The organism is Profundibacter amoris (assembly GCF_003544895.1).
Lineage (GTDB): Bacteria > Pseudomonadota > Alphaproteobacteria > Rhodobacterales > Rhodobacteraceae > Profundibacter > Profundibacter amoris.
Genome location: NZ_CP032125.1, coordinates 3447471 through 3466125, shown reverse-complemented (window position 1 = coordinate 3466125; position 18655 = coordinate 3447471). Strand labels below are relative to the sequence as shown.

Annotated in this window: 17 protein-coding genes; 12 read left to right on the top strand and 5 right to left on the bottom strand. The window is 56.8% G+C overall.

What is annotated here, in order from left to right:
* Positions 1 to 2: 2 nt before the first annotated feature.
* Positions 3 to 566, top strand: coding sequence for a nucleotide exchange factor GrpE (locus BAR1_RS17320; protein WP_118944185.1), 564 nt, complete (start codon positions 3 to 5; stop codon positions 564 to 566).
* Here the strand turns inward: BAR1_RS17320 and mutS are convergent.
* Complete coding sequence (mutS, locus tag BAR1_RS17315; RefSeq protein WP_228408616.1) at positions 563 to 3214, bottom strand: DNA mismatch repair protein MutS; 2652 nt, start codon at positions 3212 to 3214, stop codon at positions 563 to 565. The two genes, BAR1_RS17320 and mutS, sit on opposite strands and share 4 nt — an antisense overlap.
* 129 nt (positions 3215 to 3343) lie before the next feature.
* Between mutS and BAR1_RS17310 the strand changes: the two genes are divergently transcribed.
* Both BAR1_RS17310 and BAR1_RS17305 read left to right on the top strand, forming a co-directional pair.
* Positions 3344 to 5602: an NADP-dependent malic enzyme gene (locus BAR1_RS17310; protein WP_118944184.1), complete on the top strand. Its 2259-nt coding sequence runs from the start codon at positions 3344 to 3346 to the stop codon at positions 5600 to 5602.
* Positions 5603 to 6484, top strand: a complete 882-nt coding sequence (locus BAR1_RS17305) for a ribokinase (protein WP_118944183.1) — start codon at positions 5603 to 5605, stop codon at positions 6482 to 6484.
* On the opposite strand, the gene msrA is transcribed toward BAR1_RS17305, so the two are convergent.
* Positions 6474 to 7139, bottom strand: coding sequence for a peptide-methionine (S)-S-oxide reductase MsrA (gene msrA / locus BAR1_RS17300; RefSeq protein ID WP_118944182.1), 666 nt, complete (start codon positions 7137 to 7139; stop codon positions 6474 to 6476). The two genes, BAR1_RS17305 and msrA, sit on opposite strands and share 11 nt — an antisense overlap.
* A gap of 137 nt (positions 7140 to 7276) precedes the next feature.
* Here msrA and BAR1_RS17295 point away from each other — a divergent pair, with 137 nt between their 5' ends.
* Entirely contained in the window at positions 7277 to 8188 is a 912-nt protein-coding gene (locus BAR1_RS17295; protein ID WP_118944554.1) for a D-amino acid aminotransferase, read from the top strand.
* Positions 8185 to 8901: a sulfotransferase-like domain-containing protein gene (locus tag BAR1_RS17290; protein WP_118944181.1), complete on the top strand. Its 717-nt coding sequence runs from the start codon at positions 8185 to 8187 to the stop codon at positions 8899 to 8901. The genes BAR1_RS17295 and BAR1_RS17290 overlap by 4 nt, the downstream gene beginning before the upstream one ends.
* Before the next feature lie 55 nt (positions 8902 to 8956).
* Here BAR1_RS17290 and BAR1_RS17285 read toward each other — a convergent pair whose 3' ends face one another.
* The gene (locus tag BAR1_RS17285) at positions 8957 to 10180 is read right to left on the bottom strand and encodes an argininosuccinate synthase (RefSeq protein WP_118944553.1); all 1224 of its coding nucleotides are present in this window, start codon (positions 10178 to 10180) and stop codon (positions 8957 to 8959) included.
* A 135-nt stretch (positions 10181 to 10315) separates the two neighbouring features.
* Between BAR1_RS17285 and BAR1_RS17280 the strand changes: the two genes are divergently transcribed.
* Positions 10316 to 11086 carry a hypothetical protein gene (locus BAR1_RS17280; protein WP_118944180.1) on the top strand — a complete coding sequence of 257 codons (771 nt, stop codon included), beginning with the start codon at positions 10316 to 10318 and terminating at the stop codon, positions 11084 to 11086.
* Between the two features lies 1 nt (position 11087).
* The gene (gene ilvA / locus BAR1_RS17275) at positions 11088 to 12326 is read left to right on the top strand and encodes a threonine ammonia-lyase IlvA (RefSeq protein WP_118944179.1); all 1239 of its coding nucleotides are present in this window, start codon (positions 11088 to 11090) and stop codon (positions 12324 to 12326) included.
* On the opposite strand, the gene BAR1_RS17270 is transcribed toward ilvA, so the two are convergent.
* Positions 12323 to 12655 (bottom strand): Hpt domain-containing protein, encoded by a 333-nt coding sequence (locus BAR1_RS17270; protein WP_118944178.1) that lies wholly within the window; start codon positions 12653 to 12655, stop codon positions 12323 to 12325. The two genes, ilvA and BAR1_RS17270, sit on opposite strands and share 4 nt — an antisense overlap.
* A 198-nt stretch (positions 12656 to 12853) precedes the next feature.
* Between BAR1_RS17270 and BAR1_RS17265 the strand changes: the two genes are divergently transcribed.
* On the top strand, positions 12854 to 14107 hold the full coding sequence (locus tag BAR1_RS17265) for a PP2C family protein-serine/threonine phosphatase (RefSeq protein ID WP_118944552.1): 1254 nt from the start codon (positions 12854 to 12856) through the stop codon (positions 14105 to 14107).
* Here the strand turns inward: BAR1_RS17265 and BAR1_RS17260 are convergent.
* Positions 14104 to 14541, bottom strand: a complete 438-nt coding sequence (locus BAR1_RS17260; RefSeq protein ID WP_118944551.1) for an NUDIX hydrolase — start codon at positions 14539 to 14541, stop codon at positions 14104 to 14106. The genes BAR1_RS17265 and BAR1_RS17260 overlap by 4 nt on opposite strands.
* A 138-nt stretch (positions 14542 to 14679) precedes the next feature.
* On the opposite strand from BAR1_RS17260, the gene hslO reads away from it, so the two are divergent.
* Genes hslO through BAR1_RS17240 form a run of 4 tightly spaced genes read left to right on the top strand, consistent with a single transcriptional unit; the run spans position 14680 to position 18623 of the window.
* Positions 14680 to 15654, top strand: a complete 975-nt coding sequence (gene hslO / locus BAR1_RS17255) for an Hsp33 family molecular chaperone HslO (RefSeq protein ID WP_118944177.1) — start codon at positions 14680 to 14682, stop codon at positions 15652 to 15654.
* Complete coding sequence (locus BAR1_RS17250) at positions 15644 to 16243, top strand: CoA pyrophosphatase (RefSeq protein ID WP_118944550.1); 600 nt, start codon at positions 15644 to 15646, stop codon at positions 16241 to 16243. The genes hslO and BAR1_RS17250 overlap by 11 nt, the downstream gene beginning before the upstream one ends.
* Complete coding sequence (locus tag BAR1_RS17245; RefSeq protein WP_118944176.1) at positions 16240 to 17412, top strand: CCA tRNA nucleotidyltransferase; 1173 nt, start codon at positions 16240 to 16242, stop codon at positions 17410 to 17412. The genes BAR1_RS17250 and BAR1_RS17245 overlap by 4 nt, the downstream gene beginning before the upstream one ends.
* Entirely contained in the window at positions 17409 to 18623 is a 1215-nt protein-coding gene (locus BAR1_RS17240) for a class I SAM-dependent RNA methyltransferase (RefSeq protein WP_118944175.1), read from the top strand. The genes BAR1_RS17245 and BAR1_RS17240 overlap by 4 nt, the downstream gene beginning before the upstream one ends.
* Positions 18624 to 18655 lie beyond the last annotated feature (32 nt).

Here is an 18655-nt window from a genome sequence, read left to right as displayed (position 1 = left end):
AAATGGCAAACGAAAACAAAGACGAATTTCTGGACGATATCGAGTCGCTCGAAGCCGAGCAGGACCGGATCGAAGAAGAAGACGCAGCCGCCGAGGTAGACGAGCTGGAGCAAATGCGCGCCGAGCGGGACGAGATGAAAGACCGTTTCATGCGGGCGCTTGCCGATGCTGAAAATTCGCGCAAACGCAGCGAGCGTGACCGCCGCGAAGCCGAGCAATACGGCGGGTCCAAAATGGCCCGCGATATGTTGCCGGTTTATGATAGTCTGAAGCGGGCGCTGGAAACGGTGACGGACGAACAACGCGCGGTATCCGGCCCCTTGATCGAAGGGATCGAGCTGACCATGCGTGAACTGCTGCATGTGTTTGAAAAGCACGGGATTGTGCGGATTGCGCCCAAGGTTGGTGACCGGTTCGATCCGAATTTTCATGAATCCATGTTCGAGGCCCCCCTGCCCGACACCAAATCCGGCGACATCATTCAGGTATCCGCCGAAGGCTTCATGCTGCACGATCGCCTGCTGCGCCCCGCGCAAGTTGGCGTTTCGTCTACGCCCAAGGGCTAGGTTTCCAGCTCTTTTAACTCATACAACAGGGCGAGCGCCTCTTTCGGGGTTAGCTCGTCCGGCAGTATGTTCTTCAAGCGGTTTTCGATTTCCGACTCTTTCGCCTGCATCGGTGCTGTCGTCGCGGGTGTCGCTGAAAACAGCGGCAAATCGTCGATCAACGCCTTTTGCCCGACTTTGCCTTCGCGCTCGCCTTTCTCCAACATTTCCAGAACCACCCGCGCGCGGGCAACCACGGTTTCCGGCAATCCCGCCAATCGTGCCACCTGCACCCCGTATGACCGGTCCGCCGCACCCTTTTTGACCTCGTGCAGGAAGATCACGTCGCCATCCCATTCCTTGACCGTCACGGTGGCGTTTTCCACACCGTCCAGTTTGTCGGAAAGGGCCGTCATTTCATGGTAATGCGTGGCGAACAAGGCGCGGCTCTGGTTGACATTGTGCAAATGTTCCAGCGTGGCCCATGCGATGGACAACCCGTCATATGTCGCCGTTCCGCGCCCGATTTCATCCAGTATGACCAACGCGCGGTCATCCGCCTGATTCAAGATCGCGGCGGTTTCGACCATTTCCACCATGAATGTCGAGCGCCCCCTTGCCAGATCATCCGACGCCCCGACACGGCTGAACAACTGTGACACCAGCCCGATATGGGCATGATTCGCAGGAACATAGGATCCGATCTGTGCCAGTAGGGCAATCAGCGCGTTCTGACGCAGAAAGGTTGATTTACCCGACATATTCGGTCCAGTCAGCAGCCATATATCTGCCCCGTCCGAACCATCGGCCAGATCGCAATCATTGGCAATAAACGGCGCACCCCCCTGTTGGCGCAAGGCCCGCTCCACCACGGGATGCCGCCCGCCGAAAATTTCAAAGGCGCGGCTGTCATCGACAATGGGTTTGCACCAGTTTTCGCCGGTTGCCAGATCGGCAAAGGCACAGGCCAGATCAATTTCCGCCAGCGCGGCAGCGGCCAGATTAACGGGGCCGGATTGGGCCAGAATAGCGTCTTTCAGCACGGAATAGAGCCGCTTTTCAACCTCCAGCGCCCTGTTGCCTGCGTTCAGGATTTTGGTTTCCATCTCCGACAAAGGCACCGTGGTGAACCGCACTGCATTGGCCGTGGTTTGCCGGTGGATGAATGTTTCGGACAGGGGGGCAGACAGCATCAGATCGGCATGTTTCGCCGTGGTTTCGATGAAATAGCCCAGCACATTGTTATGCTTGATCTTCAACGCTTGAATACCGGTTTGTTCGATATATTCGGCCTGCATTCCGGCAATCACGCTGCGCCCCTCGTCGCGCAGGGTTCGGGCCTCGTCCAGATCGGCGTTATAGCCGGGTGCAATGAATCCGCCATCGCGGGCCAGCAAGGGCGGATCGGCAACCAGCGCCTGTTCCAGCAGGTCCAGCAATTCGTCATGCCCGCGTAGGGCATCCACCGCGTCGGCCAGAATTGCGGGCAGTTCCAGCCCGTCTGCCCGCGCCGCAATACTGCCGGCCTGTGCCAGCCCGTCGCGCACCGCTGTCAAATCCCGCGGCCCGCCCCGATCCAGTCCCAGACGTGAAACCGCGCGGTCCATATCGGGGGTCTTGCGCAAATCGTCGCGCAGGGCATCGGCAAAGGCGCTGTTTTCGATCATAAAGGAAACCGCATCCTGTCGCGCATGTATTGCGGGCAAGTTCCGCGACGGACTGGATAATCGCCGTTCCAGCAACCGCCCGCCGCCCGCTGTGATGGTCCGGTCAATCACCGCAATCAGCGATCCCTCACGCCCGCCGCTTAAACTGCGGGTCAGCTCCAGATTACGCCGCGTTGCCGCGTCAATCTGCATTGCCCCGTCAGCACTTTCGCGCACCGGTGGACGCAACAGGGGCAACTGCCCCTTCTGGGTAATGTCCAGCCACTCAACAATCGCACCCATCGCTGAATTTTCCGCGCGGGAGAACTGGCCAAAAGCCTCCATCGTGCCGACCTTGAACAGCTCCGTCAGCCGTTTTTCTGCCGCTGTGCTATCGAAACTGGCGGGGGACAAGGCAGTCAGGGATGCGCCAATATCAGTCACTAACTCGGCCAATTCCGCTTCCATCTGCTCGGACACCACCAGTTCACGCGGAGACAGGCGCGCCAGTTCCGGTCCCAGTTTCACCTGTGGGCAAGGCATCACATGAAACACGCCGGTGGAAATGTCGACCCAGGCCAAAGCCCCCTCGCCGCGCACCTCGGAATAGGCGGCCAGAAAATTGTGCCGTCGTGCGTCCAGCAATGAATCCTCGGTCAATGTGCCCGGTGTGACCAGCCGCACAACCTCGCGTTTGACAACAGCCTTGTAGCCGCGTTTTTTCGCCTCGGCGGGGTCCTCCATCTGTTCGCACACCGCAACGCGAAACCCTTTGCGGATCAGCGTCAGGAAATACCCTTCGGCCGCACGCACAGGCACGCCACACATCGGAATATCCTCGCCCAGATGCTTGCCGCGTTTGGTCAGGGCGATGTCCAGTGCCTCGGCCGCTGCGACAGCATCGTCAAAGAACATTTCATAGAAATCGCCCATCCGGTAAAACAAAAGCGCATCCCTGTATTCGGCTTTTATTTCCAGAAACTGCGCCATCATTGGCGTGACGGATGTTTTGGCGATATTCATCTAACCCCCCGGTTCAAACTGCCGCGATACTACAAATTCGCCGCCCGATGTGGAACCCGCAAAAGGCCGATGTTGTGACCGGCCCAATTCGGCGTTATTGGGGTATAAACGAAAATAGAAAGCCCGACGATGTCCAACAATAATAAATTCACCGATGAAGAGGCGCTGGCCTACCACCTGAACCCCGTTCCTGGTAAATACGAGATTATCCCAACCAAACCGATGACCACCCAGCGCGATCTGTCGCTGGCCTATAGCCCCGGCGTGGCGGTACCGGTCGAGGCGATCGCGGAAAACCCCGAAACTGCGTATGACTATACAAATAAGGGGAATATGGTTGCGGTGATCACCAATGGATCGGCCATTCTGGGTATGGGCAATCTGGGCGCACTGGCGTCCAAACCAGTGATGGAGGGCAAGGCGGTGCTGTTCAAACGCTTTGCCGATGTGAATTCTATCGACATCGAACTGGACACCCACGACCCTGACGAAATCATCAACGCGGTGCGCCTGATGGGGCCTGCTTTTGGTGGGATTAACCTTGAAGATATCAAGGCGCCGGAATGCTTTATCATCGAGCAGCGATTGAAAGAGGAAATGGACATTCCCGTCTTTCACGATGATCAGCACGGCACGGCAGTGATTTGCGCCGCCGGTTTGATCAATGCGCTGCACCTGTCGGGCAAAAAGATTGAGGATTGCCGCATTGTTGTAAACGGGGCCGGTGCTGCCGGTATCGCCTGTATCGAGCTGATTAAATCCATGGGTGCACAGCATGACAACTGCTTGTTATGCGACACCAAAGGCGTGATTTATCAGGGCCGCAAAGAGGGTATGAACCAATGGAAATCGGCCCATGCCGCCAATACCGACCTGCGCACACTGGAAGAGGCGATGAGTGGTGCGGATGTGTTTCTGGGCGTTTCCGTTAAGGGGGCTGTGACGCAGGAAATGGTTTCCGAAATGGCCAAAGATCCGGTTATTTTCGCCATGGCTAACCCAGATCCCGAAATCACACCGGAAGAGGCCCACGCGGTGCGCGAGGATGCCATCGTTGCCACGGGACGTTCAGATTACCCCAATCAGGTAAACAACGTGCTGGGCTTTCCCTACCTGTTTCGCGGGGCGCTGGACATCCACGCGCGCGCCATCAATGACGATATGAAAATCGCTTGTGCCCATGCTTTGGCCGAACTGGCCCGCGAAGATGTGCCAGACGAAGTGGCGATGGCCTATGGTCGCGCGCTGAGTTTCGGGCGTGACTACATTATCCCCGCTCCGTTTGACCCGCGTCTGATTTACACAATCCCGCCTGCGGTGGCCAAAGCGGGTATGGATACCGGTGTTGCCCGTCGTCCGATTGTCGATATGGACGGCTATCGGGAATCGCTGAAAGAGCGGCTTGATCCTACGGCGTCTATCCTTCGTGGTATCCACGCGCGCGCCAAGGCGGCGCAACGGCGGATGATCTTTGCCGAAGGTGATGATGTGCGGGTTCTGCGCGCCGCGGTTGCCTATCAACGCGCGGGCCTTGGTCATGCGCTGGTGGTGGGGCGTGATAATGACGTAAAGGCCAAACTGGAAGCCGCCGGCATGGGCGATGCGGTTAGCGAACTGGAGGTGGTGAACGCCGCCAAAACCGAGCACCTCGCGATGTATAAGGATTTCCTTTACAAACGCTTGCAGCGCAAGGGTTATGACCGCTCCGATATACATCGCCTTGCCGCACGCGATCGCCATGTGTTTTCCGCGCTGATGCTGGCGCACGGACATGGCGACGGACTGGTGACAGGTGCAACACGCAAATCGGCCCATGTGATGCAGTTGATAAACCATGTCTTCGATGCTTCGGCGGCGGACGGGGCTGTCGGGGTGACCGCAGTTCTGCATAGCGGGAAAATTGTGTTGATTGCTGACACTTTGGTGCATGAATGGCCCGATGAAGAAGATCTGGCCACCATTGCCGAACGCGGGGCAGATGTGGCAAAATCCCTTGGGTTAGAGCCGCGTGTAGCCTTTGTCAGCTTCTCGACCTTTGGCTATCCGGTGTCCGAGCGGGCCGAGAAAATGCACCTGGCGCCGGAGGTACTGGAAAAGCGCGGCGTGTCGTTTGAATTCGAAGGCGAGATGACTGTAGACGTGGCCTTGAACGCCAAGGCGATGGCGCAATATCCGTTCAGCCGCCTGACCGGTCCGGCCAATGTGCTGGTGGTTCCGGCGCGACATTCGGCGTCGATTTCGGTCAAGCTGATGCAGGAAATGGCGGGGGCAACGGTGATCGGGCCGATCCTGACGGGGATTGATGCCTCGATCCAGATTTGTTCCACAGTGTCCACATCTAACGACATTCTGAACATGGCTATTCTGGCCGCCTGCAAGGTGGGCTAAATGACAATCTATAACCTCGGCTCGATCAACGCGGATCATTTCTATCAAGTGCCGCATTTGCCCGAACCCGGGGAAACGCTGGCGGCCAATGCGTTTTCGACCGGGTTGGGCGGCAAGGGGATCAACCAGTCGGTTGCCGCTGCACTGGCCGGATCCAAGGTGGTGCATATCGGCGCTGTCGGGCCGGACGGGCAATGGGCGGTGGACCGGATCGCCGCTTTCGGGGTCGAGACGCAGCATATCCGCAGGGTGGAAACGCCGACAGGCCATGCGATTATCAACGTCGATGCAAATGGCGAAAACGCGATTGTGATCTTTTCCGGCGCGAACAATTGCCAGTCTGTTGCGCAGATCGAACAGGTTCTGGGCGGGGCTGGCAAGGGCGATATCCTGCTGCTTCAAAACGAAACAACGTTGCAGGTCGAGGCCGCAAAGATTGCCCATGATCGCGGGCTGAAGGTGATCTATTCTGCCGCCCCGTTTTCGGTTGATGCGGTCAGGGATGTGATGGAATATGTTACAATTCTGATGATGAATCAGGTTGAATCCGAACAGCTTTGCGCTGGGTTAGAGACTGATCTGACCTCGCTTCCTGTATCGGAAATCATTGTTACCAAAGGGTCAAACGGGGCGATGTGGTTGCAGCCGGGAACCGGCGAGACCAGCTATACCCCTTCGTTCCCAGTTATACCGGTTGATACCACTGCGGCAGGCGATACCTTTGCCGGTTATGTTGCGGCGGGGCTGGATCAAGGGATGAACGTGCAGGATGCCATGCGCCTGGCATCGGCGGCGGCGGCATTGAAGGTGACGCGCAAGGGGACGGCGGATGTGATCCCGTCCGCAGATGAAGTTGCAAACTTCCTGAACGCTAATGGGTGATAAAAGGCGCGTTGGCGCCCCATAGGCGTTGCACACGTTTATCGCGGCCACAGGCTTTGCGATAGGCTTGATATGCTTCGGACTGCTTTCTTATTCCAAACCGCGTCAAGACACGTTTTGTGCCCCTGTAGTAATTCTGATGTGGCGGACCAGCGACATAGAATCGGGCTGCCGGTAAAATCTGGGTGCGGATTGAACGGCGCAAACTGCGTTTTGCGTAACGGATGGTTTCTTCGGCAATGGCTTTTTCCCTAGGGTTAGAGACGAATATAGCCGTCCGATAGCTATCCCCACGGTCACAAAACTGCCCGCCGCCATCTGTGGGGTCAATCGACATGATGAACAGTTTCAACAGGGATTCATAACTGATTTTGGCAGGGTCATAGGTGATTTGCACGGCCTCGAAATGGCCTGTCCGCCCTGTTTTGACCTGTTTGTAGGTCGGGTTTTCTGTATGCCCGCCAGTGAAACCGGACACAGCCTTGATCACCCCGCGCACCCGCTCAAAATCGGATTCGACACACCAGAAACAGCCGCCTGCCACCACCATTGTTTTCGTCTGCGCCGCGTAGGCGCGCGAATGGTTCAGGGCGATGCCTGCCAGTATGGCAATAAACAGTATGATGCTTTTGAGCGAATATGATTTTAGGCCCATGCTTGGTCTCCTTAGCTTTTCAACAGCTTGTTTTATGTATCCGGTCTGCACAACCCGCCTCACGCCACAGTGAACAGGATTTACCGCTTGCGATGTGGCCGATCTGCGTTACCGTCTGGCCAAACAAGGAGGTTCACATGTCCGATCACGTCACCACCCATCAGGCGCAGGAAGATGCACGCAATGAATCGCTGTTGATTTACGTTGACGGCGAAATGAAACCCAGGGCCAAAGCCATGGTCAGCGTTTACGACAGCGGTTTCATGCTGGGCGATGGTGTGTGGGAGGGGCTGCGTCTGTATGACGGGCGCTGGGCCTTTGTGGATGAACATCTGGACCGGCTGTTCGAGGCCGCCAAGGCGATTGATCTGGATATCGGCATGACGCGGGATCAGGTTTTTGCTGCGCTCGAGCAAACCTGCGCCGCCAATGACATGCACACCGATGTCCACGCGCGCCTGATGGTGACACGCGGGGTGAAACGGTTGCCATTTCAGCATCCATCGCTTTCGGTCTCCGGTCCGACCATGGTGATCATCATGGAACATTCCAAACCCAAGGCCCCGCGTCCGATCCGGCTGGCCACAGTGCCGCACCAGCGTGGTTTGCCGATGACGCAGGATCCCAAGCTGAATTCCCATTCCAAGCTGAACTGCATTCTGGCCTGTATCGCCGCCGAAAAGGCCGGTGCGGACGAGGCATTGATGCTGGACGTGCATGGGTTCGTGAACACCACTAACGCCTGTAACTTTTTTATCGTGCGCAAAGGGCAGGTCTGGACCAGCACCGGCGACTATTGCATGAACGGCATCACCCGCCAAAAGGTGATCGACCTGTGCCGCGCCAATGACATTGAGGTGTTCGAGCGCAACTATTCGCTGGTCGATACCTATGGTGCGGACGAGGCCTTTTTGACCGGCACCTTTGGCGCGCAATCCCCTGTCAGCGAAATTGACGGGCGGGTGATTGGCAGCGGTCAGTTGGGGCCGGTGACGGAACGTATCAGGGGTCTGTATAAGGCTCTAATCCAGCAGGAAACTGCGAAATGAAGATAGCAATGTGGTCCGGCCCACGGAACCTTTCGACGGCGATGATGTATTCTTTCGGGGCGCGGGCCGATTGTGCCGTCTGGGACGAGCCATTTTATGCGGCCTATCTGGAAATGACCGGGCTGGAGCATCCGATGCGGGCCGAAATTCTGGCCGCAGGGGAAACGGACGCGGCCAAGGTTGCGGCGCGTCTGACGGGGCCGCACCCCGACGGTAAGCCGCATTTCTATCAGAAACATATGACCCAGCATATGATTGACGGGGTTGACCATGGCTGGATGAAACAGGTGAAAAATGTGTTCCTGATCCGTCATCCGGCCCGTGTGATTGCCAGCTATGCGGCCAAACGCGATAACCCGACGCTGGATGATATCGGGTTCTGGCAACAGGCGGAATTGTTCGACATGTGCGATGATCCGGTCGTGATCGATTCCCACGACATCCGCGAAAACCCCGAAGGAATGCTGCGCGCCCTGTGCGCGGCGCTGGACTTACCGTTTGATCCGGCGATGCTATCGTGGTCTGCGGGGGGTCACAAGGACGATGGCGCATGGGCGCCGCACTGGTATGGCGCAGTGCATAACAGCACGGGGTTTGCGGGGGTCGAGGGGCCGTTGCCGGAGATGAAAGGGGCCTATTCGGAACTAACCGAACAGGCCCTGCCGTTTTACCGGAAACTGGCGGCTTGCAGGATCACACTGCCCCGCACTTGATGCGGGGCCTTCCTGACAAACACCGTGAGGCCCCGCATCAAATGCGGGGCAGCGATTACTTTACCCGCCTGTCCCGCGCCGCCAGCAATTTCAGCCGCAGCGCGTTGATCTTGATGAAACCGGCGGCGTCTTTTTGATCGTAGGCGCCCGCGTCATCCTCGAACGTCACATGCTCTTCGGAATAAAGCGAATGATCCGACCAGCGGCCAACGGTTTGCACCATGCCTTTGTACAGCTTCAGCCGCACAGTGCCCGTGACGTGTTCTTGCGATTTGTCAATCAGCGCCTGCAACATCTCGCGTTCGGGCGAGAACCAGAAACCGTTATAGATCAGTTCGGCATACTTCGGCATCAGTTCGTCTTTCAGATGCGCCGCGCCACGGTCCAGCGTGATGCTTTCGATGCCGCGGTGTGCTTCCAGCATGATGGTGCCGCCCGGCGTTTCGTAAATGCCGCGTGATTTCATGCCGACGAACCGGCCTTCGACCAGATCAAGGCGGCCAATGCCGTGTTTGCCGCCCAATTCGTTCAGCGCGGTCAGCATTTCGGCGGGCGTCAGCGGATTGCCATCCAGCGCAACGGGGTCGCCCTTTTCATAGGTGATCTCGATGAACTCCGGTGTATCCGGTGCGTCTTCGGGGTTGACGGTGCGCTGGTAAACGTAATCGGGGGCCGGTTGGGCCGGATCTTCCAGCACCTTGCCCTCGGAGGATGTGTGCAACAGGTTGGCATCCACGCTGAACGGGGCCTCGCCACGTTTGTCTTTGGCGATTGGAATCTGGTGCGCTTCGGCGAATTCCAGCAGACGGGTGCGGCTGGATAAATCCCATTCCCGCCACGGTGCGATCACCTTGATTTCAGGGTTCAGCGCATAGGCGGCCAGTTCGAACCGCACCTGGTCATTGCCCTTGCCGGTTGCGCCGTGGGCCACGGCATCGGCATCATGTTCTGCGGCCAGTTCGACCAGCCGTTTTGAGATCAGCGGCCGCGCGATAGAGGTGCCCAGCAGATACAGCCCTTCGTATTGCGCATTGGCGCGGAACATCGGGAACACGAAATCGCGCACGAATTCCTCGCGCAGATCCTCGATATGGATGTTTTCGGGTTTCACGCCCAGTAGCTCGGCCTTTTTGCGGGCCGGTTCCAGTTCCTCGCCCTGCCCCAGATCGGCGGTAAAGGTAACGACCTCGCAGCCGTATTCGATTTCCAGCCACTTCAAAATGATCGAAGTATCAAGGCCACCGGAATAGGCCAGCACAACTTTTTTAGGCGCAGACATGTTTTTCTCCAACATCCATCGGGTTTTATTGGCGATTATCCCCATTTTGGCCAAAGGGCAAGCCATGTGCGGTTGACCCGCTATAATTGCGGTGGGTATCAACGGGGAAGTTTGGTTTTTGAAAAGGGTTGGATAATGCAGGGCTGGAAGATTTTTACGCATTCGTTGGGGATGGTATTCAACAATCTGGGCGCGGCCCTAAAGATTTCACTGGTGCTGTATCTGATCAACTCCGTTGTTGGGATCTATTTTGGCAGCAAATACGGAGATGTGCTGAATGGTATGGAATCCGGCTATTTGTTTTTGGCTCCACAGGGTTTCTGGGGGGCGTGGTTTGTAACTATGCTTATCGGGGGAATCACCAGCCTGTGGATTGCCGTTAGCTGGCATCGCTATATACTCTTAGAGGAAAATCCCGGTACAATGTTGCCACCCTTTAATTTTGAACGGATTCTTGCCTATTTTTTCGCCTCCATTCTACTTGGCCTGATTATCGCCTTTGTAGCGATGATCGTTGGCATGATTTCCGGTGTTATTCTGGCCGGTCTTGTCAGTTTACAAAACGGACCGGTTTTGCAGCTTTTGCTTCAGATAATGGTCATGGGTCCGGTAATCTATGTTTTCTATCGTCTAAGCCTATCCTTGCCCGCCGCCGCATTGGGCCAACCGGTTGGCATCGGAGAATCCCTGAAGCTGACAAAACCCGCTTCGGGGGCGATTATCCAGTTGATGGTTATCGGGTTGATTGCGGTCGGGGTTCTGAAACTGCCCAGTTTGTTCAATTCTGACCCGTCCTCGCTCCTGAATCTTGTCTATACCCATGTTATCGGTTGGTTTATCATGATGGGTAGCATCAGTGTTCTGACCACGCTTTACGGTGTCTATGTCGAAAAGCGCGAGCTTTAGAATGTCGCGCTTTACCGAAAACGCCCACACTGCTACCGCCGCAATGCGCACCCTGTTTGACCCGACTCCGTTGCAGCGCAATGATCATCTGTCGGCCCGTTATGGTGCCGATATCTGGTTAAAGCGCGAGGATCTGTCGCCGGTGCGGTCCTATAAAATCCGCGGGGCGTTGAATGCGATGCGCAAGGTGGTGGATCATCAGGACGTTTTCGTTTGCGCAAGTGCGGGGAACCATGCGCAGGGGGTGGCCTTTGTTTGCCGTCATTTCGGGGTGAAGGGGGTGATTTTTATGCCTGTTACCACACCACAGCAGAAGGTGAACAAGACCAGCATTTTTGGCGGGGACAACATCGAAATCCGGCTGGTCGGGGATTATTTTGACGACACGCTTGCATCGGCACAGGCCTATTGCACCGAAGTGGGCGCGCATTTTCTACCACCATTTGATGATCCGGATGTGATCGAGGGTCAGGCCTCGGTCGCGGTGGAAATGCTGGAGCAACTGGGCCGCGCGCCGGATATGGTGGTGTTGCCGGTTGGCGGTGGCGGGTTGTCATCGGGCATCAAGTCCTATCTGGCCGAACAGTCCCCCGGGACTGAAATCCGTTATGTTGAGCCCGAGGGTGGTCCCAGCCTGACCGCCGCGATTGCTGCGGGTAAACCTGTGACGTTGAACAAGGTAGACAGCTTTGTCGATGGTGCCGCCGTGGCCCGTATCGGCGCGGAAAACTTCAAGGTTCTGAAAGACATATCCGCCGATAATATCCTGTTGGCCCCCGAGGACCGGATTTGCACCACGATGGTGGAAATGCTGAATGTCGAGGGCATCGTTCTGGAACCCGCAGGGGCGTTGTCGGTTGATGCCCTGCCTATATTGGCCGAGCAGATCAAAGGCAAAACCGTAGTTTGTGTGACCTCCGGTGGCAATTTCGATTTTGAACGCCTGCCCGAGGTCAAGGAACGCGCCCAGCGCTATCTGGGTCTGAAGAAATATTTCATCCTGCGCTTGCCGCAACGCCCCGGTGCGCTAAAGGATTTTCTGTCAATCCTTGGGCCGCATGACAATATCGCGCGTTTCGAATACATGAAGAAATCAGCGCGGAATTTCGGCTCGGTCCTGATCGGGATTGAAACGGATAACGCCGGAAATTTCGCCCGCCTGTTCAGGGAAATGGACAAGGCCGGATTTACCTATAGTGATATCACCAATGACGAAACCGTGGCCGAATTCATCATCTAGGCCGCCTTCATACAGCCGAACTTTTTGCTGAATACCGATTTCGAGGCCGCGTAGGATTCGAATATTTCGTCCAGATCAACAGTATCAGCCTGCCCGCCGGCAGCCGCTTTTTCCCCGGCCTGACATAATTCGGAAAACTGCAAAAAACCCAGATTAAGTGCGCTGCCTTTAAGAAAGTGCATGTCTTCCTCAAGTCGTGACAGGTCCGGCACGGCGATCATCCGCACCATGGTATCCTCGACCTCTTCCAGGAACATGGCGACGACTTCGCGGAAATCCTCGATCCCGACTTCGTCGCGCAATTCGTTTACCCGCTCCCAACTAATCAAAACAATACTCCTGAAAATCTGGCATCTGTATATTTATACGGCGGGCAATCTTAACAGCAGGTAACCCGCCATGGGCCTAAATCATTCAAATTTTATGATTCACTCGGCCTTAAAGGATTGCTGGCACAAAACGGTCAAGCGAAGGAATTACTCCGCAAAAGGGCGTAAAATATGGCTGATTCGGCCACTGCAAAAAACATGCAACAGTTCGAGGCTGACCTTGAACAAGACGAGGCAATCAAACGGGTTTTGGTTGTCGATGACAGTCGTGTGCAACGCCGGATACTATCGTCGTCCCTGAAACGCTGGGGATATGAAGTGCTTGAAGCGGATTCGGGCCACGCGGCACTGGAAATCTGCAAACGCGAGCAACTGGATCTGGTCCTCAGCGACTGGATGATGCCGGGGATGAACGGTCTGGAATTTTGCATCGCCTTTCGCGAGCTGGAGCAGGACAACTACGGGTATTTCATCCTTCTGACCTCGAAAAGCGAAAAGGACGAGGTGGCGCACGGGCTGGATGTGGGGGCGGATGATTTCTTGACGAAACCGGTGAACGCCAGTGAGTTGCGCGCGCGTATCCGCGCCGGTGAACGCCTGCAGAAAATGCAGCGCGAATTGACGGAAAAGAACCGGCTGGTTACTGACGCACTGGCTGAAATCCAGTGCCTTTATGATATTATCGACCGCGATCTGATCGAGGCCAAGAAACTGCAACAATCGCTGGTCAAAGAACGCTATCGCAATTTTGGCAGGGCCGAGGTTTCGTTGCTGCTGCGGTCCAGCGGGCATGTGGGCGGTGATCTGGTCGGGTTTTTTCCGGTGAGCGAGACGCAGATCGGTCTGTATTCAATTGATGTTTCCGGTCACGGGATTACATCGGCCCTGATGACCGCACGGCTGGCTGGGTTTTTGTCGGGTTCGACACCGGACCAGAATTTGGCGCTACGGCAGGATAACAGTGGTGGATACACAGCCCGTAGTCCGGCGGCGGTGACTGAACACCTGAACCGTATTGTGCTTGAGGAAATGGAGACCGAGCATTATTTCACCCTGCTGCTGGCACATATCGATCTGACCACGGGTGTGGTGACGGCCACACAGGCGGGCCATCCCCATCCGGCCATCCAGCGGGCAAATGGAACTGTCGAGTTTTGCGGCACCGGTGGTTTGCCGGTCGGGTTGATACCGGGGGCGGAGTTTGAAGATTTCCAAGTGAAACTGAATGCAGGTGACCGGTTGTTGCTGATGTCCGACGGGATTACCGAATGCCCTGATGAAACAGGCGCGATGCTGGAAGAAAAGGGCGTTGCCGATCTGTTGAACCGCAATGTGAAGGTGCGCGGCAATGGATTTCTTGAGGCGTTGATGTGGGATCTGACAAACTATGCGGGGGATCAGGACTTCCCTGATGATATTTCGGCAGTATTGCTGGAGTTTAACGGGCCTTAACTGAAAAGATTTTCCACAAAATACCGGTCACCTTCGTTCGCCAGACGGTTTACGGCCTCAATCGGTTTCATCCACACCGCCATATGTCCTGCCTCGCTCGGCGGTCCCAATGCCCGCACGGGGCGCGCTGTGTAAATATGGCACAACTTCTCTGCCCACAGATCGTATTCGGGCATATAGGTGAACCGCCGAAACACGCCAATTTTACGCGGCGCGGCGATCCGCCAACCGGTTTCCTCGAATACTTCACGGTGAAGCGCCTGAATGGCCGATTCCCCCGCATCGACCCCGCCGCCGGGCAGTTGAAATTCGGGCGTCGATTCCTCCTGATGGGTTAACAACAGGTTTCGCCCAAGCGGTAAAATCGCATAGGCCCCGGGCCGCATCACATAGTGTTTCCCCGCCACCACTGGTTCACCAAATCGCCGGATCATCTTTTCATCCACTCCCTCAATACCCATCTGTTGTGAAACTGCTAAGGCGCGGAATCAACCACAATCGCAAAAACCTGTCAGGTTGCTCTGCCGCATCAGCCGCGCTATGCCAAAACAGAACGCCAAAGGACGAATGAAATGACAAAGACCGCGCAAATCGCATGGGATGACACCATCCTGCCGTTCCAACTGGACCGCGCCAATATACGTGGCCGCGTTGCCCGTCTGGATGGTGTGCTGGAACAGGTGCTGTCACAACACAACTACCCGCCGCAAATCGAAGCCCTGATCGCCGAGGTTGCCCTGCTGACCGCGCTGATTGGCCCGACGATAAAACTGCGCTGGAAATTGTCGATTCAGGTGCGCGGCGATGGCCCTGCCCGCATCCTTGCCGCCGATTACTACGCGCCGGAGAAAGAAGGCGCACCTGCCCGTATGCGCGCCTACGCCAGTTTTGACGCGGACCGAATGGCGGCGGATCAACCTGCGTTCTCGCAAATCGGCAAAGGTTATTTCGCGATCCTGATTGATCAGGGTGAAGGCACCGAACCCTATCAGGGCGTCACGCCGCTGGATAAACAATCGCTTTCCGACTGTGCCGAAACCTATTTCGAGCAGTCCGAACAGATCCCGACACGCTTTGAACTGGCCTTTGGCCGCTCGCAAACCCCTGGCGAAGATGAACGCTGGCTGGCCGGTGGCATTATGCTGCAACATATGCCCAATGCCTCGCCTTTAATGGTGGGCGCCGATTACACGCCAACATCGGACGAGGACGACGCCGAAAACTGGACCCGCACCAATATCCTGCTGGACACGGTCGAGGAACTGGAGCTGATCGGCCCCTCTGTCGCCCCCACAGATCTGTTACTACGTCTGTTTCACGAGGAACAGCCACGCATTTTCGATCCGCAAATGGTGGAATTCGGCTGCACCTGTTCCCCCGCCAAGGTCCGGCAAAGCCTGTCGATCTATTCGGCCAAGGACATCGCGCATATGACGACCGAGGATGGTGTGGTGACGGCCGATTGCCAGTTCTGCGGCAAGCATTACGAGATGAACCCAAAAACATTGGGGTTCGAGGCGACCGAGCCTGCCGATGATGGCGAATGAAACCCGCGCCAAAATAACCGCCGCGCTGGGCAGGTTGCATCAGGGGTCAAGTGATTTTGACCTGAACCCTGACGTGCAGCTTGATCCGGTGCGCACCCTGCGCCCCGCTGCCGTTTTGGTAGCGTTGCAACAAGTAGGCGGGGAAATACACGTCGTGCTGACCAAACGGGCCTCGCATTTGAAACACCATGCGGGACAGATTTCCTTTCCGGGTGGCAAGCAGGAACAGGCGGACAGTAGCCTTGAACACACCGCCCTGCGCGAAGCTGACGAGGAAATCGGCCTGCCGCCGCAAGATGTCGATATTCTGGGCAGAATGCCGACCCATGAAACGGTGACAAATTTCACCGTTACCCCCGTTTTGGGCCTGATTAGAGCCACATTTACCCCAACCCCCGACCATAACGAAGTGGCCGAGGTGTTCACCGTTCCCCTGTCCCATGTTGCCAATCCGGCGCATTATTCAATTCAGGGCCGCCGCTGGCGCGGACAACGCCGCGCGTATTATACTGTACCCTATGGCCCCTATTACATCTGGGGCGCCACCGCGCGGATACTGCGGGCATTGGCCGAAGGGATGAACCCATGACACAGATCACAGCCGGCTGGATTGATGATCCGCACACGCAACAGGTTTGCGAGATGCTGACGGGGGCAGGTTATGAATGCTATTTCGTTGGCGGTTGTGTGCGCAATGCACTGCTGGATGTGCCGGTAAACGACATTGATATTTCCACTAACGCACGGCCGGATCACGTGATTGAACTGGCCACGGCGGCAGGGCTGAAACCGGTGCCGACAGGGATTGACCATGGCACGGTGACCGTTGTTGCCGGTGGCACTCCGTTTGAGATCACCACCTACCGCCGCGATGTCGAAACCGATGGCCGCCGTGCTGTGGTGGATTTTGCCGACAGCATCAACGACGATGCCCTACGCCGCGATTTCACCATGAACGCGCTTTATGCAGACCAGAAAGGTGTGGTGGTGAACCCGCTGAACGGGTTGCCCGATCTGCTGGCGCGCCGTGTGCGGTTTATCGAGAATGCGGATCGGCGGATCAAAGAAGACTACCTGCGCATCTTGCGGTTTTTCCGGTTTCACGCGTGGTATGGCGATGTGAATGCAGGGCTGGACGCCGAAGGGCTGGCCGCATGTGCGGCGAATTTGGCAGGGTTAGAGACACTTTCAAAGGAGCGTGTCGGCTCCGAGGTCAAGAAATTGCTGACTGCGGCTGATCCCGCGGCAAGTACGGCGTCGATGGCGGCATGCGGGGTATTGAACGCTATATTGCCGGGGGCAGACGCGAAATATCTGCCGGTTCTGGTGCATCTGGAACAGCAAACCGGCACACCCTCTGATCCAATCCGCCGGTTGGCTGTGTTGGGCGGGGAAAACGTAAAAACCAAGCTGCGTCTGTCCAATGCCGAGGCAAAACAACTGGCGCAATTACGCACAGAAATCGGCAGCCTGCAAAGCCCTGCCGCGCTGGGTTATTATCTGGGGGCCGATATGGCGCGGGATGTTATCCTGTTGCGCGCGGTCCTGATGGAAACCCCGCTGGATGAAACCGCGTTTGAACAGGCCAAAGCAGGTGCGGCCGTGCAGTTCCCGATCAAGGCGGCTGATCTGATGCCGGCCTATCAGGGGGCCGCGCTGGGCGAGAAACTGAAGGAGTTGGAGCGTAAATGGGTTGCCTCTGGCTTTGCTTTGGGCAAAGAGCAGTTGCTGGGCAAATCAAAGGATCAAAGCAAATGACCGTCACCATCACACGTCTGGGCCATCATGGCGACGGCATTGCCCAAGGTCCGGTTTTTGCCCCCCGCACCCTGCCCGGCGAAGAGGTTGACGGCGAGATTGCCGAGGGCCGGATTGCGACACCGAAAATTGTCACGCCATCACCCGACCGCGTAGCAGCACCCTGTCGGCATTACAAAGCCTGCGGGGGGTGTGCGTTGCAACATGCTTCGGACGGGTTTGTGGCCGAATGGAAGCAGGACGTGGTGCGCACCGCGCTGGCGGCGCAGGATATTGCAGCCGAAATGCTGCCGGTTCACACATCCCCATCCCGTGCACGGCGGCGCGCGGTGTTTACCGGACGGCGCACGAAAAAGGATGCTTTGGTTGGGTTTCACGCGCGGGCGTCCGATGTGATTACCGAAATTCCGGATTGCCAGTTGCTGCACCCTGACCTGCTGACCGCTGTTCCGGCGCTGCGGGCGCTGACGGTTTTCGGGGCGTCGCGCAAAGGCGAAGTGCGCTTTACTGTAACGCGCTCGGATGCTGGCGTGGATGTGTCTGTCGAGGGGGTAAAGCCGCTGGAAGGGCAGATGTTGATGACATTGGCCGCGATGGCGGGTGAACACGGGTTGGCGCGGTTGACGTGGAACGGCGAAATGATCGCCGAGATCAGGCCACCCTATCAATCCTTTGGTAAGGCGCAGGTGAATCCGCCCGCCGGTGCGTTTTTGCAAGCCACGCAAGAGGGCGAAAATGCCCTGCTTTGTGCCGTGTTAGAGACTGTTTCAGGTGCAAAACACATTGCCGACCTGTTTTCCGGCTGCGGCACCTTTGCCCTGCCGATGGCCGAAAACGCCGAGGTCCATGCAGTTGAGAGCGAAGCCGATATGCTAAAGTCACTGGATCAGGCCTGGCGTATGGCAACCGGCCTGAAGCGCGTGACAACCGAGGCCCGCGATCTGTATCGCCGCCCGTTGCTGCCGGATGAATTGAAGCGCTATGACGCCGTGGTGATTGACCCGCCACGCGCCGGTGCGGAATACCAGATGATGGAGATTGCCAGCGCACAGGTGCCTGTGGTTTCTTCGGTTTCCTGCAATCCCGTTACCTTTGCCCGTGATGCAAAAATACTGATTCAGGCGGGATATGTAATGGGTTCGGTGACGGTGGTTGATCAGTTCCGCTGGTCCACCCATGTCGAAATGGCTGCTGCTTTCACCTTAAAGTGACGGGAATCCGGTGAAAAATTAGGTTTGCCGTA

Bases quoted from the DNA above. Each gene is read 5' to 3' on its own strand.
- BAR1_RS17320 (WP_118944185.1), top strand. From the start codon at position 3: ATGGCAAACGAAAACAAAGACGAATTTCTGGACGATATCGAGTCGCTC.
- mutS (WP_228408616.1), bottom strand. From the start codon at position 3,214: ATGAATATCGCCAAAACATCCGTCACGCCAATGATGGCGCAGTTTCTG.
- BAR1_RS17310 (WP_118944184.1), top strand. From the start codon at position 3,344: ATGTCCAACAATAATAAATTCACCGATGAAGAGGCGCTGGCCTACCAC.
- BAR1_RS17305 (WP_118944183.1), top strand. From the start codon at position 5,603: ATGACAATCTATAACCTCGGCTCGATCAACGCGGATCATTTCTATCAA.
- msrA (WP_118944182.1), bottom strand. From the start codon at position 7,139: ATGGGCCTAAAATCATATTCGCTCAAAAGCATCATACTGTTTATTGCC.
- BAR1_RS17295 (WP_118944554.1), top strand. From the start codon at position 7,277: ATGTCCGATCACGTCACCACCCATCAGGCGCAGGAAGATGCACGCAAT.
- BAR1_RS17290 (WP_118944181.1), top strand. From the start codon at position 8,185: ATGAAGATAGCAATGTGGTCCGGCCCACGGAACCTTTCGACGGCGATG.
- BAR1_RS17285 (WP_118944553.1), bottom strand. From the start codon at position 10,180: ATGTCTGCGCCTAAAAAAGTTGTGCTGGCCTATTCCGGTGGCCTTGAT.
- BAR1_RS17280 (WP_118944180.1), top strand. From the start codon at position 10,316: ATGCAGGGCTGGAAGATTTTTACGCATTCGTTGGGGATGGTATTCAAC.
- ilvA (WP_118944179.1), top strand. From the start codon at position 11,088: ATGTCGCGCTTTACCGAAAACGCCCACACTGCTACCGCCGCAATGCGC.
- BAR1_RS17265 (WP_118944552.1), top strand. From the start codon at position 12,854: ATGCAACAGTTCGAGGCTGACCTTGAACAAGACGAGGCAATCAAACGG.
- BAR1_RS17260 (WP_118944551.1), bottom strand. From the start codon at position 14,541: ATGATCCGGCGATTTGGTGAACCAGTGGTGGCGGGGAAACACTATGTG.
- hslO (WP_118944177.1), top strand. From the start codon at position 14,680: ATGACAAAGACCGCGCAAATCGCATGGGATGACACCATCCTGCCGTTC.
- BAR1_RS17250 (WP_118944550.1), top strand. From the start codon at position 15,644: ATGGCGAATGAAACCCGCGCCAAAATAACCGCCGCGCTGGGCAGGTTG.
- BAR1_RS17245 (WP_118944176.1), top strand. From the start codon at position 16,240: ATGACACAGATCACAGCCGGCTGGATTGATGATCCGCACACGCAACAG.
- BAR1_RS17240 (WP_118944175.1), top strand. From the start codon at position 17,409: ATGACCGTCACCATCACACGTCTGGGCCATCATGGCGACGGCATTGCC.